Source organism: Microbulbifer sp. YPW16 (genome assembly GCF_021290385.1).
GTDB lineage: Bacteria > Pseudomonadota > Gammaproteobacteria > Pseudomonadales > Cellvibrionaceae > Microbulbifer > Microbulbifer zhoushanensis.
Map to the genome: position 1 here is coordinate 2,989,533 of NZ_CP089928.1, position 13,633 is coordinate 3,003,165.

Annotated in this window: 10 protein-coding genes; 6 read left to right on the forward strand and 4 right to left on the reverse strand. The window is 56.2% G+C overall.

Annotated elements, in window-relative coordinates; genetic code table 11:
* Positions 1 to 39: 39 nt before the first annotated feature.
* On the forward strand, positions 40 to 606 hold the full coding sequence (locus LVE68_RS12895) for a response regulator (protein ID WP_232940811.1): 567 nt from the start codon (positions 40 to 42) through the stop codon (positions 604 to 606).
* A gap of 10 nt (positions 607 to 616) precedes the next feature.
* On the opposite strand, the gene LVE68_RS12900 is transcribed toward LVE68_RS12895, so the two are convergent.
* From LVE68_RS12900 to LVE68_RS12910, 3 genes are read right to left on the reverse strand one after another with little or no spacing between them, the layout of a single operon-like run.
* Positions 617 to 2,197, reverse strand: coding sequence for a SpoVR family protein (locus tag LVE68_RS12900; protein WP_232940812.1), 1,581 nt, complete (start codon positions 2,195 to 2,197; stop codon positions 617 to 619).
* On the reverse strand, positions 2,197 to 3,477 hold the full coding sequence (locus LVE68_RS12905) for a YeaH/YhbH family protein (RefSeq protein ID WP_232940813.1): 1,281 nt from the start codon (positions 3,475 to 3,477) through the stop codon (positions 2,197 to 2,199). The genes LVE68_RS12900 and LVE68_RS12905 overlap by 1 nt, the downstream gene beginning before the upstream one ends.
* 16 nt (positions 3,478 to 3,493) lie before the next feature.
* Entirely contained in the window at positions 3,494 to 5,419 is a 1,926-nt protein-coding gene (locus LVE68_RS12910; protein ID WP_232940814.1) for a PrkA family serine protein kinase, read from the reverse strand.
* Positions 5,420 to 5,789: 370 nt separating this feature from the next.
* Between LVE68_RS12910 and galE the strand changes: the two genes are divergently transcribed.
* Positions 5,790 to 6,815, forward strand: coding sequence for a UDP-glucose 4-epimerase GalE (gene galE / locus LVE68_RS12915; protein WP_232940815.1), 1,026 nt, complete (start codon positions 5,790 to 5,792; stop codon positions 6,813 to 6,815).
* A 49-nt stretch (positions 6,816 to 6,864) separates the two neighbouring features.
* Here the strand turns inward: galE and LVE68_RS12920 are convergent, their stop codons facing one another.
* Positions 6,865 to 7,956 (reverse strand): CapA family protein, encoded by a 1,092-nt coding sequence (locus tag LVE68_RS12920; protein WP_232940816.1) that lies wholly within the window; start codon positions 7,954 to 7,956, stop codon positions 6,865 to 6,867.
* A 321-nt stretch (positions 7,957 to 8,277) separates the two neighbouring features.
* Here LVE68_RS12920 and LVE68_RS12925 point away from each other — a divergent pair, with 321 nt between their 5' ends.
* The 4 genes from LVE68_RS12925 to LVE68_RS12935 all read left to right on the forward strand — a co-directional run bounded on the left by LVE68_RS12925 (position 8,278) and on the right by LVE68_RS12935 (position 13,594).
* A complete protein-coding gene (locus LVE68_RS12925; protein WP_233006717.1) occupies positions 8,278 to 9,525 on the forward strand; it encodes an HlyD family secretion protein in 1,248 nt (415 codons plus the stop codon).
* Entirely contained in the window at positions 9,525 to 11,657 is a 2,133-nt protein-coding gene (locus LVE68_RS12930) for a peptidase domain-containing ABC transporter (protein ID WP_232940817.1), read from the forward strand. Before LVE68_RS12925 ends, LVE68_RS12930 begins: the two co-directional genes overlap by 1 nt.
* Positions 11,658 to 11,921: 264 nt before the next feature.
* Positions 11,922 to 12,137 carry a hypothetical protein gene (locus tag LVE68_RS18235; protein ID WP_439651241.1) on the forward strand — a complete coding sequence of 72 codons (216 nt, stop codon included), beginning with the start codon at positions 11,922 to 11,924 and terminating at the stop codon, positions 12,135 to 12,137.
* A gap of 653 nt (positions 12,138 to 12,790) precedes the next feature.
* Positions 12,791 to 13,594, forward strand: coding sequence for a CPBP family intramembrane glutamic endopeptidase (locus tag LVE68_RS12935; protein WP_232940818.1), 804 nt, complete (start codon positions 12,791 to 12,793; stop codon positions 13,592 to 13,594).
* Positions 13,595 to 13,633: the final 39 nt, after the last annotated feature.

Sequence of the window (13,633 nt, forward strand, 5' to 3'; positions counted from 1 at the left end):
GCCTGTAAGTAACCGCAGATGTTGGGGGAAATAAGAACGATGAACGAACTGCATGTGCTCACCACCGGGGAAGCGGCGCGTTATTGTGGGGTTAATTTCCGTACGGTGATCCGCTGGATCGAGCGGGGCCAGTTGAAGGCCTACAAGCTGCCGGGGCGGGGCGACCACCGGATCTGTGTGGAAGACTTTGTTGGCTTCCTGCGCGACAACGCCATGCCGGTCCCGGCAGAACTGGCCGCGGCCAGCCGCAAGGTCCTGATTATGGCGCAGAGCCAGGAGCTGATTGCTGCGGGTCGCCAGGCGTTGCAGCAGGGGGGCTGCGAGGTGGATGTGGCCGGCAACAGTTTTGTGGCGGGCACCATGCTGGCGGCGGCCAAGCCGGCCCTGCTGGTTATCGATGTCAGCCTCGAGCACAACAACGCCTTCGGTATCATCGATCACCTGCGTTCGCGCAATGAGTTTGCGAATGTGCGGGTACTGGTCGTGACCGAAGCGTCCGAAAGCGACTCGCAGCGCTGGCTGGATGCGGGGGCAGACGCCGTAATCCAGGGGCCGGGGGATCGCGCCGAACTGGTGGCCAAGGCGAAGCTGCTGCTGGAAATGTGAAGCGCCCGGCTCAGATGGGCTTGGGAACCAGCATGGACTCCTCTTCCCGTTCTGTCCGGTCGCGCCCCTGGTCCGGGCAATGAAAGCTTGCGGTGATCTCATCACCGTGCAGGCTGTTCAGGTGCACATCGAACCCCCAGAGCCGGTGGATATGCCGCAGCACTTCCTTGGTGTCCTTGCCCAGGGGGCGGCGGCGATGCTGGGTGTGGTGGAGCGTCAGTGAGCGGTCGCCGCGGTTGGCCACCGAGAACACCTGTATATTGGGCTCGCGGTTGCCCAGGTTGTACTGTCCCGCCAGGTTAGCTCGCAACTGGCGGTAGCCGTCCTCGTCGTGAATGGCGTTGACCACAATTTCATTTTCGCGGTCGTCATCACTGATACAAAACAGTTTCATATCCCGCATTACCTTGGGCGACAGGAACTGCAGGATGAAACTCTCATCCTTGAAATCGCGCATGGCAAATTGCAGGGTCTCCTTCCAGTTGCTGCCGGCGATGTCCGGGAACCACTCCCGATCCTCTTGCGTCGGCGCCTCGCAGATACGACGCAGGTCGCTGAAAATACTGAAGCCCAGGGTGTAGGGGTTAATGCCGTTGTAATACGGGCTGTCGAACGCCGGCTGGTAGATGACATTGGTGTGGCTCTGCAGGAATTCGATCATGAATCCCTCGGTCACACGCCCGCGCTTGTACAGCTCGGTTAGCAGCGTGTAGTGCCAGAAGCTCGCCCAGCCCTCGTTCATTACCTGCGTCTGGCGCTGCGGGTAGAAATACTGCGCCAGCTTGCGCACGATCCGCACCAGCTCCCGCTGCCAGTTTTCCAGCAGGGGGGCGTTCTTCTCGATAAAGTAGAGGATGTTCTCCTGCGGCTCTTCGGGGAAGCGGTGTGGGCTGTTGCCCTCATCGTCCTCTCCCATTTTGGGGATGGTCCGCCACAGGTCGTTCAGCTGGCGCTGGCGGTATTCCTCGCGCTCTTTCTGGCGTCGCTCCTCCTCGACCGCGGAAATTGGGTAGGGCCGCTTGTAGCGGTCGACGCCGTAGTTCATCAGTGCGTGGCAGGAATCCAGCACGGCTTCCACCTCGGCCTGGCCGTGGCGCTGCTCACACTCGCGGATATAGTTCTTGGCAAAGATCAGGTAGTCGATGATGCTGCTGGCATCGGTCCAGGAGCGGAACAGGTAGTTTCCCTTGAAAAATGAGTTGTGGCCGTAGCAGGCATGCGCAATCACCAGCGCCTGCATGGTCATGGTGTTCTCTTCCATCAGGTAGGCAATACAGGGATTGGAGTTGATCACAATCTCGTATGCCAGGCCCATCAGTCCGCGCTGGTAGTTATTCTCCACACTGATGAATTGCTTGCCGAACGACCAGTGGTTGTAGCCCACCGGCATACCCACCGAGGAGTAGGCGTCCATCATTTGCTCGGAGCTGATTACCTCGATCTGGTTGGGGTAAGTGTCGAGGCCAAACTCCTCGGCAAGCTCGGCTATGGCGCGGTCGTATTCCCGGATCAGCTCGAAGGTCCACTCGGATGTAGTGGATATGGGGCCCTCGGCATGCGCATCCGGCGAAGAGCTGGCTTGATCGAACATTACGCGCTCACCTTCTGGCTGAACAACTGGCGGAAGACCGGGTAGATATCCTGTACATCGACGATCTGCTCCATGGCGAAGTGCTCGGGAAACAGCGTCCGGACACTTTCGTACTCCTCCCAGAGTGCCTGGTGGTCCCGGGGCGTAATCTCCACATAGGAGTAGTACTGCACGTGGGGCATGATGTCGTCGATCAGGATCTTGTGGCAGGTGCTGGAGTCGTCGTTCCAGTTATCGCCATCGGAGGCCTGGGCACCGTAGATGTTCCACTCGCTGGCCGGATACCGCTCGCGCATCACCGTGCGCATCAGCTTGAGGGCGCTGGAGACGATGGTGCCGCCGGTTTCCCGTGAATAGAAGAATTCCTCCTCGTCCACTTCCTTGGCGCTGGTGTGGTGGCGGATAAATACCACCTCGGTGTATTCGTAGCTGCGTTGCAGGAACAGGTACAAAAGAAGGAAGAAACGCTTGGCCATGTCCTTGGTGGCCTGGTTCATGGAGCCGGACACATCCATCAGGCAGAACATCACGGCACGGGAGCGGGGCCGGGGCTGCTTCACCAGCAGGTTGTATTTCAGGTCGAAATCGTCGAGGAAGGGAACCCGTTTCACGCGTCCACGCAGGTCGGCGATCTGGCCCTGCAGCAGGTCCACGCGGCGCTGGTCCCGCAGTGCGGGATCCTTGTTCTCTTCCTGCTCGAGCTCCTCCTCCAGCAGGCGGATATTGCGGCGCTTGCTGCTGGTAAGTGCAATCCGGCGGGCGTGAGCCGCGCGGAGGGACCGCACTACGTTCAGGCGGCCGGGCGTACCCTCGTTGCTGATACCGGCACGCACCACCTGAAAGGATTCATTGCCGGCGAGTCGGCGCTTGACCATGTTCGGCAGCTGCAGGCCCTCGAACATAAAGTCGAGAAATTCCTCCTGCGAGATCTGGAACACAAACTCGTCCATGCCCTCGCCGCTGTCGCTGGCACTGCCGCCACCGCCGCCGGAGCCGGACTGCTGCCCCTGACGGGGAATCCGGTCGCCGGTGGAAAACTGCTTGTTGCCCGGCAGTACCCTGTCTACATGACCGCCGGCGCCGTGGGAGAAGATGGGCTCGCTGATATCCCGGGTGGGAATACTGATACGCTCGCCCTTCTCCATATCGGTGATCGAGCGACTGTTCATCGCCTCGCCTACAGCCTTCTTGATATGCGCTTTATAGCGCTGCAGGAAACGCTGCCGGTTCACCGTGCTCTTGTTTTTACCGTTGAGCCGACGGTCGATGATGTAGCTCATAAACCCCTACAGCCGGTTACTGCGATTTGCGTACCCGCAGGTACCACTCCGATAACAGTCGAACCTGTTTCTCGGTATAACCCCGTTCCACCATGCGATCGACAAAGTCGGCGTGCTTCTTCTTGTCGTCCGCTGAAGCCTTGGTGTTGAAGGAGATAACCGGGAGCAGGTCCTCGGTATTGGAGAACATTTTCTTCTCGATCACTGCGCGCAGCTTTTCATAGGAGCGCCAGTCCGGGTTTTTGCCCTGGTTGTTGGCGCGGGCGCGCAGCACGAAGTTGACGATCTCGTTGCGGAAGTCTTTCGGGTTGGAGATGCCGGCGGGCTTCTCGGTCTTCTCCAGTTCCTCGTTCAGGGCGCCGCGGTCGAGAATCTCGCCGGTCTCCGGGTCGCGGTACTCCTGGTCCTGGATCCAGAAATCGGCGTAGGTGACGTAGCGATCAAACAGGTTCTGGCCATATTCGGCGTAGGACTCCAGGTAGGCGGTCTGGATTTCCTTGCCGATAAACTCCACATAGCGCGGTGCCAGGTATTCCTTGATAAAGCCCAGGTACTTCTCCTGGTATTCCGGCGGGAACTGCTCCTGCTCGATCTGCTGCTCCAGCACGTAGAGGAGGTGTACCGGGTTGGCGGCCACTTCGGTGGCGTCAAAGTTGAATACCTTGGAAAGGATCTTGAACGCGAAGCGGGTAGAGAGGCCGTTCATGCCCTCATCTACACCGGCATTGTCACGGTATTCCTGGATGGTTTTGGCCTTGGGGTCGGTGTCCTTGAGGTTCTCACCATCATAGATTCGCATCTTGGAATAGATACTCGAATTCTCCGGCGCCTTGATCCGGGATAACACGGAGAATTGCGCCAGCATGCGCAGGGTGTCGGGCGCACAGGGGGCCCTGTTCAGGGAGCTGTTTTCCAGCAACTTCTGGTAGATCTTGATTTCTTCCAGCACCCGCACGCAGTAGGGAACCTTGACGATATAGATGCGATCGAGGAACGCCTCGTTGTTGCGGTTGTTGCGGAAGGACTGCCACTCGGACTCGTTGGAGTGGGCGAGAATAATGCCATTGAATGGGATGGAGCCCAGGCCCTCGGTGCTGTTGTAGTTGCCTTCCTGGGTTGCAGTCAGCAGTGGGTGGAGCACCTTGATCGGCGCCTTGAACATCTCCACAAACTCCATCAGGCCCTGGTTGGCGCGGCACAGGCTGCCCGAGAAGCTGTAAGCATCGGGGTCATTCTGGGGAAAGTCCTCAAGCTTGCGGATATCCACCTTGCCCACCAGCGAGGAAATGTCCTGGTTGTTCTCGTCGCCGGGCTCGGTCTTGGAAATTGCCACCTGGTCGAGAATGGACGGGCGGACTTTCACCACCCGGAACTTGCTGATATCGCCCTGGTACTCATGCAGTCGCTTCATGGCCCAGGGAGACATGATGGTATTCACGTAGCGGCGGGGAATGCCGTAATCCTCCTCGAGAATCTGCCCGTCCTCTTCTGGAGAGAACAGGCTGAGGGGCGATTCAAACACTGGTGAGCCCTTGATGGCGTAAATGGGGATCTTCTCCATCAGCGCCTTGAGCCGCTCCGCCAGGGAGGACTTGCCGCCACCCACCGGACCCAGCAGGTAGAGGATCTGCTTTTTCTCCTCAAGGCCCTGGGCTGCGTGGCGGAAGAAGGAAACGATCTGCTCGATCGCTTCCTCCATGCCGTAGAACTCGCTGAAGGCAGCGTAACGCTTGATCACTTTGTTGGAAAAGATACGCGACAGGCGTGGATCGTGGGAGGTGTCAATCAATTCTGCCTCGCCGATCGCCATCAGCATGCGTTCCGCCGGAGAGGCGTAGGCGCTGGGGTCCGCCTTGCACAGCTCCAGGTAGTCCTGGATGCTGAGCTCCTCTTCCTGGATGGACTCGTACCTTTCCTGGTAGTGATTGAAAATCGTATTCATTGACAACTCCCTGTAGCGTGTCGGGCGACCTTCGTGTTCCAGTCGGGGCTCAGGCTCGCGGGATACTGCGCCGGGGGTGACCAGGCCATGGACTGTCGGCGAGATGGTGGCGCCCTGGGGGCGACACTGGTGCTGAATCGCGCTGCTGCGCTTAAACCAAAATCTATCTTTATTTCCGGTCCCTCGATGACCGGGCGGCGCTGCCGGGACGCGCCGGGCGAGGAAAATTACTTTTTGCTCTCGCTTTTCCAGCATAGCTCTCCCTTAAAGGGAGACGCCGGAGAGACCTCAATACAGGTTGAAAAGGGCGGCAGTTTTGCGCTCTACTTACGCCCCATTCCCGAGAACTAAAAAATGAAGGGCCAGACCCATGGCAATACTTGTGACCGGCGGGGCCGGCTACATTGGCACCCATACCTGCGTGGAACTGATCAGCGCTGGCTGGCAGCCGGTGGTGCTGGACAACCTGTGCAACAGCAGCGAGGCCGCCCTGCACCGGGTCGAGGCCATTACCGGCCAGCCGGTCAGTTTCCATCGTGGGGACATCGCCGATGAGCAGGTGCTGCGGGAAATATTTTCCCAATACCAGATAGATGCGGTGATTCATTTTGCCGGCCTGAAAGCCGTTGGCGAGTCGGTGGCACAGCCCCTGCGTTATTACGAGAATAATGTGGCGGGGACCCTGGCCTTATGCCGGGTCATGGAGGAGTTTGGCGTCAGGCAGCTGATCTTCAGTTCCTCCGCAACGGTCTACGGGGATCCGGCCAGCGTACCGATCCGCGAGGATTTCCCCACCGGCGCCACCAATCCCTACGGTGCCAGTAAGTTGATGGTGGAAGACATTATGCGTGACCTGTGCGCGGCCCCTGATGCGGGCTGGAAGGTCAGCCTGTTGCGCTATTTCAATCCCATCGGCGCCCACGAGAGTGGCACTATCGGTGAAGATCCCCAGGGTATTCCCAACAACCTGCTGCCATATGTTGCCCAGGTGGCCGTGGGGCGCCTGCCCGAGCTGCAGGTGTTCGGCAACGATTACCCGACTGTGGATGGCACTGGCGTACGCGACTATATCCACGTGGTGGACCTGGCTCGCGGCCATGTGGCAGCCCTGGAGAAGTTGGGCCGTGGGGACACCGACAGCGGATGTTACACCTACAACCTGGGGACCGGTCGAGGCAGTTCCGTGCTGGAAATTGTAAAAGCTTTTGAAGAGGCCTCCGGTCGTGCCATTCCTTTCAAGGTGGTGCCGCGCCGCCCCGGCGATATCGCCGAATGCTACGCCGACCCGACAACGGCGGAGCGAGAGCTGGGATGGAAAGCGGAATATGACCTGCCGCGCATGGTGGAAGACACCTGGCGCTGGCAGTCGCAGAATCCTCAGGGCTACCAGGGCTGACCCTGCCGGAAAGGGATGCCCACGCCTGGACAAGTGATGACTGTTGCCGCTACCACTCCAGGAAGAAGCTGGTATCGGCCGCCCCCGGGCGGAGTTGCCCACCAAAGCGGCGGCACTCGCGGTCCAGTTTCTTCCTGAGCCACTCCCGGTCCATCTCCGGCGCCTGCTCCAGTCGCAACCGCCGCGACTGGAGTGGGATCAGCTCCAGCGACTGCAATGCTCCATCTTCATTCAGCTCCACGCAGTACAGCACCCGCAAGTCCGGCCGGAACTCTTCCTGGCCACCGATACCTTCGTAGTCGTTAATCAGGTCACCGCAGCCGTACAGGATCGGCCTGTCGCGGTAGACTTCGATTGCCTTCGGGTGATGGGAGGAGTGACCGCACACCAGGTCGATGCCGCCTTCTATCAACCGGTGGGCAAATTGTTGTTGCTCGGCGGGTACGGCGTATCCCCAGTTGCCGCCCCAGTGTACTGACACCATGGTGACGTCTCCGGGGCTGCGGATGGCGTTGATGCGACTAACAATATTGTCGGCCATCTCCGCTGACAGGTTGTCTGCACGGCACACTCCGGCCGTGTCCGGCGTGGCCGCCCAGACCGGGGGAATGCCACTACTGCCATGACCACAGGCAAGTACCAGCAACCTTTGCGTGCCAGCTTCCATGACAGCCGGCCTGCAGGCATCCTGTATCAGGTTGCCTGCACCGACTGTTTTGATTTCCACTTCGCGAAGACGCGCCAGTGTCTCTTCCAGTCCTGCATAACCCCAGTCCAGGACATGGTTATTGGCGAGGCTACAGATGTCGACTTCCGCCACCGTAAGGCATTGCAGGTTGGCCGGGTGCATACGGTAGTGGATACCCTTGCCCGGCCAGCAGTCGTCACTGGTGGTGACAGCCGTTTCCAGGTTAATGACCCGTAAGTCTGGACGACGGGCCTGCATGACTGTAAGGGCATCACCCCAGATGTAGTCCGGTGAGACGGGCAGGGGAATGGGGCCATTGCGCTGCTCGGCGAGGGCTACATAGTCATAGGCAGATTTCAGCCAGGACTCGTAGATTCTCGGATTGCAGGGGCTCGGGAGTATCTGGTCGATACCCCGTCCGGTCATGACATCGCCGGCAATAAGCAGTCGCATATCCCGGGCCACTCCTTATAGACAAAAATAAAAACCCAATAACAGAGTTTCTTCGTCTACATTTGAAATTATATTCTCAAGTAAAATTGAATAAAAAAATTAAACTCTCCATATGATTCTTGATTTGACGAGCATTTGGGGCGAATGAAGAATTTTAGTGCATAATTTTCTAATAGCTGTCAGAAATATTTTCATTTTTTTTCAATAGCTGAATGTTTATTCAAGGCTTGTAATTAAATGTAATGAGACAGTTTTGAATTTTACCAATATGGCATGTAAAACACCGTCCCTGTTTTCTTATTCAAGAGGGGAATGTCGGCGGTGTCAGGGTTGTTCCGTAACCAGGTATTGCAGCGACAAGCGGATCGCCTGCACGGGGAGATCCTGTTACTGCCTCGCCTTTCCCATTTGGCTATTCTGGCTCTGTTATTGATTTGGGTGATTGCAGTTGTCGCATGGCTTTGCAGCAGTAATTACGCGCGGCAGGAAACGGTGCAGGGTTGGCTTGAGCCAGCGTCGGGCGTGGTGCGTGTCTATACGGATAGCCCGGGCATCATAAAGCAGGTATTGGTAGAGGAAGGGGAAAGTGTTGTCGAAGGCCAGCCGTTAATCGTGGTCAATGGCGATCGCATCCTAGACAATGGCAAGCACCTGGAATCTCTACTGTTGGCAGAGTATAAAAGTCAGCGCCAACTGCTTAATGAGCAGTTGGCGCGCAGCGAGAAGATCTACCGGCAACAACTACAAGACATACAGCAACAGACTGCTGCGACGAGACAGGATCTGTCGTTGCTGGAAAAGCAAATTGTGACGCACACTCGTCGCTACACACTAATTTCGGAGCAGGCGGAGCGTTACCGGATTCTCAACGATAAAGGCCATGTTTCCTCTGCAGAGCTGGAAAGTGTGTTGGCGCAGGAACTGGAAATGCGCGCCGAGCGCCAGAGCCTGGAGCGCAACCGAGTCAAGCTGCAAAGCCAGATCCAACAATTAAAAAGCAAAATGGTGTTGCTGCCAGAAGAGCATGCCGATGTCGCCGACCAGTTGCGCGCGAGGCTTTCGGATCTGGCGCAGCGGGTTGCCCAATTGCATGGACAACGCGCCTACATCGTCAAGGCTTCCCGGGCGGGCGTAGTCAGTAATTTACAGGCTGAAGAGGGGCAACAGGCGCAAACAGGAGTCCCAGTCCTGTCCCTGGTGCCCGACGGACAAGCTTTGACAGCGCAGTTGCTGGTGCCAGTCCGCTCCGCTGGTTTTCTCGATGCGGGTCAATCCTTGAATATTCGTTACGACGCCTTTCCTTTCCAGAAATTCGGGCTCTATAGCGGCAGCGTGCTGGAAGTCTCCGATACGGTCATGCTCCCAGATGAGCTGCTCAACACGCCTGTATCGGTACGTGAGCCTGTGTTCAAGGTTTCCGCGCAGCTGTCTCAGCCATCGGTCCGCGCTTATGGCGAGAATTTCCCGCTCAAGCCGGGTATGACTCTATCCGCCGATGTGCAGCTCGCCGAACGCAGTCTTCTGCAGTGGCTGCTGGAACCCATCTATAGCCTGAAGGGACGGCTGTAATGGACGCGACTGCCCAGCAAGGAGCACGCCAGCCGCGCCCGGAGCAACTACTGCATTTTGCTACCGGTCGACGCCTGCCGGCAATACAGCAGACAGAGGCCGCGGAGTGCGGTCTGGTATGCCTGGCGATGATTGCCGGCTTCCATGGCTACGATACGGACCTGACAGCGCTACGTAGGCGTTTCAGTATTTCGAATCACGGTACCAACCTCAAAACCCTGATGGACATGGCCGGCCGCCTGAATCTGGCAGGCCGCGCGCTGCGCCTGGAGCTGGAGCAGCTGGGAGAGCTTCAACTTCCCTGTGTGCTGCACTGGGATATGAACCATTTCGTGGTATTGAAGTCGGTGCAGCGCAGCAAGGTGACTATTCACGACCCTGCGATGGGCGAACGGGTGCTGACCCGTGAAGAGTTCGGTCAGCACTTTACCGGTGTTGCCCTGGAGCTCACGCCCACACAAGAATTCCAGGCGGGTGAAGATCGCAAGCACCTGAAGCTTCGTCATTTCTGGTCGCGTGTCACGGGGCTCAAGCGCAGCCTGGTACAGGTATTGCTGCTGTCCCTGTTGTTGCAGATTTTCGCCGTAGTCGCCCCTTTCTATGTGCAGACGGTGGTGGATGATGTCATTCTGCGCGGTGACGAAAACCTGTTGCTGGTACTGGCCATAGGCTTCGGTTTGTTGCTGTTGATACAGACCGGCACCAGCGCTCTACGCCAATGGGTGATACTGTATATTTCCAGCCGGCTCAATATGCAGATGGCCGCCAATCTCTTTCGTCACCTGATCCGGCTGCCAATGAGCTATTTCTCAACTCGGCATATGGGGGATGTGGTGTCGCGCTTCGGCTCCCTTAGCCAGGTTCGGGAACTGTTGACCACAGGGCTGGTCGCGGCGTTGGTGGACGGGGTTATGGCCCTTATCACGCTAACTGTCATGTTCTTCTACGACGTAGAGCTAACACTGTTAGTCCTGCTGATAGTGATGCTGTATGCAGTGCTGCGCCTACTACTTTTCCGGCCGTTGAGGCTGCTTACCGAAGAAAAGATCGTGGCCCAGGCGAAACACGATTCGCATTTTATGGAGTCCGTGCGCGCCATCCAGACTGTGAAGATATTCCAGCGCGAGAATGACCGCCAGGCGCAGTGGCAAAATCGCCTGGCGGATACCATCAACAAGGATATCCGCATCACGCGCTGGAATATCGGCTATGACACCATCAATCGACTCCTTTTTGGTCTGGAAAATCTGCTGGTCATCTATTTTGCCGCCACTGCGGTGATGGGAAATCTTTTCACGGTAGGGATGCTTTACGCCTTTATCAGCTATAAGACCCGATTTGTAGAGTCTATGGATGCGCTGATCGTTAAATGGATCGAAATCAAGATGCTCGGTCTGCACCTGGACCGTCTGTCCGATATTATTTTTACGCACATCGAAGAAATCGACTCGGTAAATACCCTGGCGATAGGGGGCGGTGAATCTAAGCAGACCCTTGGCGGCACTATCGAAGTACGCAATCTGGGCTTTCGCTACGGTGAGGCGGAAGCACCCGCCTTCCAGAATCTGAACTTTTCCATCGAAGCAGGGGAAACTGTTGCCATTGTTGGTCCCAGCGGCTGTGGCAAGACAACGCTCCTTAAATGTCTGATGGGACTGCTAGAGCCGAACGAAGGCGAAATACTGATTGACGGTCAGCCACTGAAGCAGGTGCCTAATTTTCGCTGCCAGATCGCCGGTGTTATGCAGGACGACCAGCTGCTCGCCGGAAACATAGCCGATAACATTGCCTGCTTTGAGCCACAGCCGAATCTGCAGCGCATTGCGTACTGTGCTCAAATGGCTTGTATACACGAGGAAATTCTCGAAATGCCGATGCAGTACAACACGCTGGTGGGCGATATGGGAACGAGCCTCAGTGGCGGGCAGAAGCAAAGAATTGTGTTGGCGCGTGCGCTCTATCGTGCGCCTCGCATACTTTTCATGGATGAAGCGACCAGTCACCTGGATGTGGCGAATGAATCTTTGGTCAACGACCATATCAAGCAGCTCGCTATTACCCGGGTATTGGTGGCTCATAGGCCGGAGACGGTCGAATCTGCAGGGAGGCAGATAGAACTGATTGGCAGTTAGCCAAATCTTCATTGAGATAAGGAAATAGAGTTATGAAAGAACTGGATGCCGCTAGCCTTGAGCTTGTAGTGGGTGGAGCAACGGATACTGAGGCTGCCATCTCTGGTGGTTTGATGGGAGCTTTAGGGGGCGCTGGAGCAGGTGTTGTAGTAGCTACGGTGGCTGCTACGCCCTTGGGCCTGAGCGTCTTGGCGGGGGCGGCCGTTGTAGGCGGTATTTCTGCAGCGTGGTCATTTGCGACTAATGAGAACTAAGGAGGGAGATATGCAAGAGTTAAATCGAGATCAACTTGAGGCTGTGGTAGGCGGCTCAGAGATGACGGCGGTTATTGGAGGAATGTCGGGAGGAGCGTTAGCAGGTGCTTCTACCGGTGCTGGCATCGGCTTTGCCATCGGTGGCCCTGCGGGGGCGGCTGTTGTTGGGTTGATGGGGGCAGGCATTGGAGGTATATCCGGTGCACTAGCTGCAGCGTTTCGGTAGTTCTTGTAGGGCCCTCGCTTAGAGGGCCCATGCACTAGTATTCAATAGGTGTTAAGAATAGTAATTGATCCTTTGGGACCGTTGCATGGTTAAAACTGCTGGAGGATATGAGCTTACTCTATTTGGGAATTACTAACACTGTTATTATGTGTTTATGGTTAGGCGTTTTTTCCAGGCTTTTATGTGGTGCATTATCCGGTGAGTTCATATGGGAGCCGATGTTTTAGTTTGGCTAATCTCTAGGTAAAGAGTTCTTCGAATAATTGGCTTGTGTCTTGATTGATTGTTTTGTGGTTGAGTATTTTGGTTTGATTTGGTCATGAATATTATCTTTTTTTGGGTCTCTGTATTAGTTTCTTACTTTCTGGTGGTTTATTTTTCATCGCTGAATTTTAGCTGGGTGCCTGTCTATATTATAAATGCTGTCTTTATAGGGGTTTCGATTTACTATCGTTACTTGAGAGGATAGAGGATGGGTTTTATAAATAATGGAATGAAGAAAGCGAGCAAGCTTTTATCTATAGTATAAAGATGTAATTGAATTGTAGCCGATATGGCTGCAATTTATTTTTCAGTGAGACTCTTAGCAGTTTAAAATGATGAAATTTACGTCGAATCGTGAGCCTGGATAAAAATGATAAGGGAAATCAGCAATGAATTTTTCTGAAGAAAGTATGTCTACTAATACAGAGGAATGCGGCCAGGGGCATCTCCCAAAATGCGGACTGTTGCCAAATCCTTGGTACGCCACTAGCTGGCTTGTCGTATTCGCAATCCTTCACTTTGTGGGCGTTTTTCTCTATATCGCCGGCTATGGTGGTTACCTGGGTGCGCAGCTGGGAGCGCAGGGGGAGGTTGTCGATCCAGCGTCGATCCAGCAGGCCGTGGAGATGCATATCCAGACGCCCGCTGCGTTGGCAGGGATGTACCTGACCCAGTTCTGCCTGATATTGCCTGCGCTATTGTTTGCATCCAGATTCGAGACCCAGACACGGCGGGCGACGCTGGCCATTTCCGGTTTCCGGTTGGACTCCCTATGGCGCTGGCTGTCACTACTCGTGGTATTCATGATCGCACAGGTGGTGACGGTGAAGTCTCTCGGTGTCGAGCAGGGGGAATTTATGCAGATGCTGGCGGGCAGTCGCCATTTGCCGCTGGCGCTGGTGGTGGTATTCGCCGCGCCGTTACTGGAGGAGTTGCTGTTTCGGGGATACCTGTTTGGGGCCTGGCGACAGACCCGGCTCGGTTTCAGTGGCACTCTGTTGCTGACCTCTGGCTTGTTTACCCTGATGCACTGGGGGCAATACCACTGGGTGCAGTTGAGTTTCGTTTTTGTACTGGCGCTATTGTTGGGGCTGGCACGGGAGAAGAGCGGTTCGGTATTACTGCCGATGCTGCTGCACTTGCTGAATAACCTTGTCAGTGCGGTTGTGGTTATATATCTGGGAATCTTGTAAGGCGTCCCGCAAGCCAGTATTCACTGTGGGATACTGGCT

Excerpts from the sequence above, each read along its gene's own strand:
- LVE68_RS12895 (WP_232940811.1), top strand. The coding sequence starts at position 40 with ATGAACGAACTGCATGTGCTCACCACCGGGGAAGCGGCGCGTTATTGT.
- LVE68_RS12900 (WP_232940812.1), bottom strand. The coding sequence starts at position 2,197 with ATGTTCGATCAAGCCAGCTCTTCGCCGGATGCGCATGCCGAGGGCCCC.
- LVE68_RS12905 (WP_232940813.1), bottom strand. The coding sequence starts at position 3,477 with ATGAGCTACATCATCGACCGTCGGCTCAACGGTAAAAACAAGAGCACG.
- LVE68_RS12910 (WP_232940814.1), bottom strand. The coding sequence starts at position 5,419 with ATGAATACGATTTTCAATCACTACCAGGAAAGGTACGAGTCCATCCAG.
- galE (WP_232940815.1), top strand. The coding sequence starts at position 5,790 with ATGGCAATACTTGTGACCGGCGGGGCCGGCTACATTGGCACCCATACC.
- LVE68_RS12920 (WP_232940816.1), bottom strand. The coding sequence starts at position 7,956 with ATGCGACTGCTTATTGCCGGCGATGTCATGACCGGACGGGGTATCGAC.
- LVE68_RS12930 (WP_232940817.1), top strand. The coding sequence starts at position 9,525 with ATGGACGCGACTGCCCAGCAAGGAGCACGCCAGCCGCGCCCGGAGCAA.
- LVE68_RS18235 (WP_439651241.1), top strand. The coding sequence starts at position 11,922 with ATGCAAGAGTTAAATCGAGATCAACTTGAGGCTGTGGTAGGCGGCTCA.
- LVE68_RS12935 (WP_232940818.1), top strand. The coding sequence starts at position 12,791 with ATGAATTTTTCTGAAGAAAGTATGTCTACTAATACAGAGGAATGCGGC.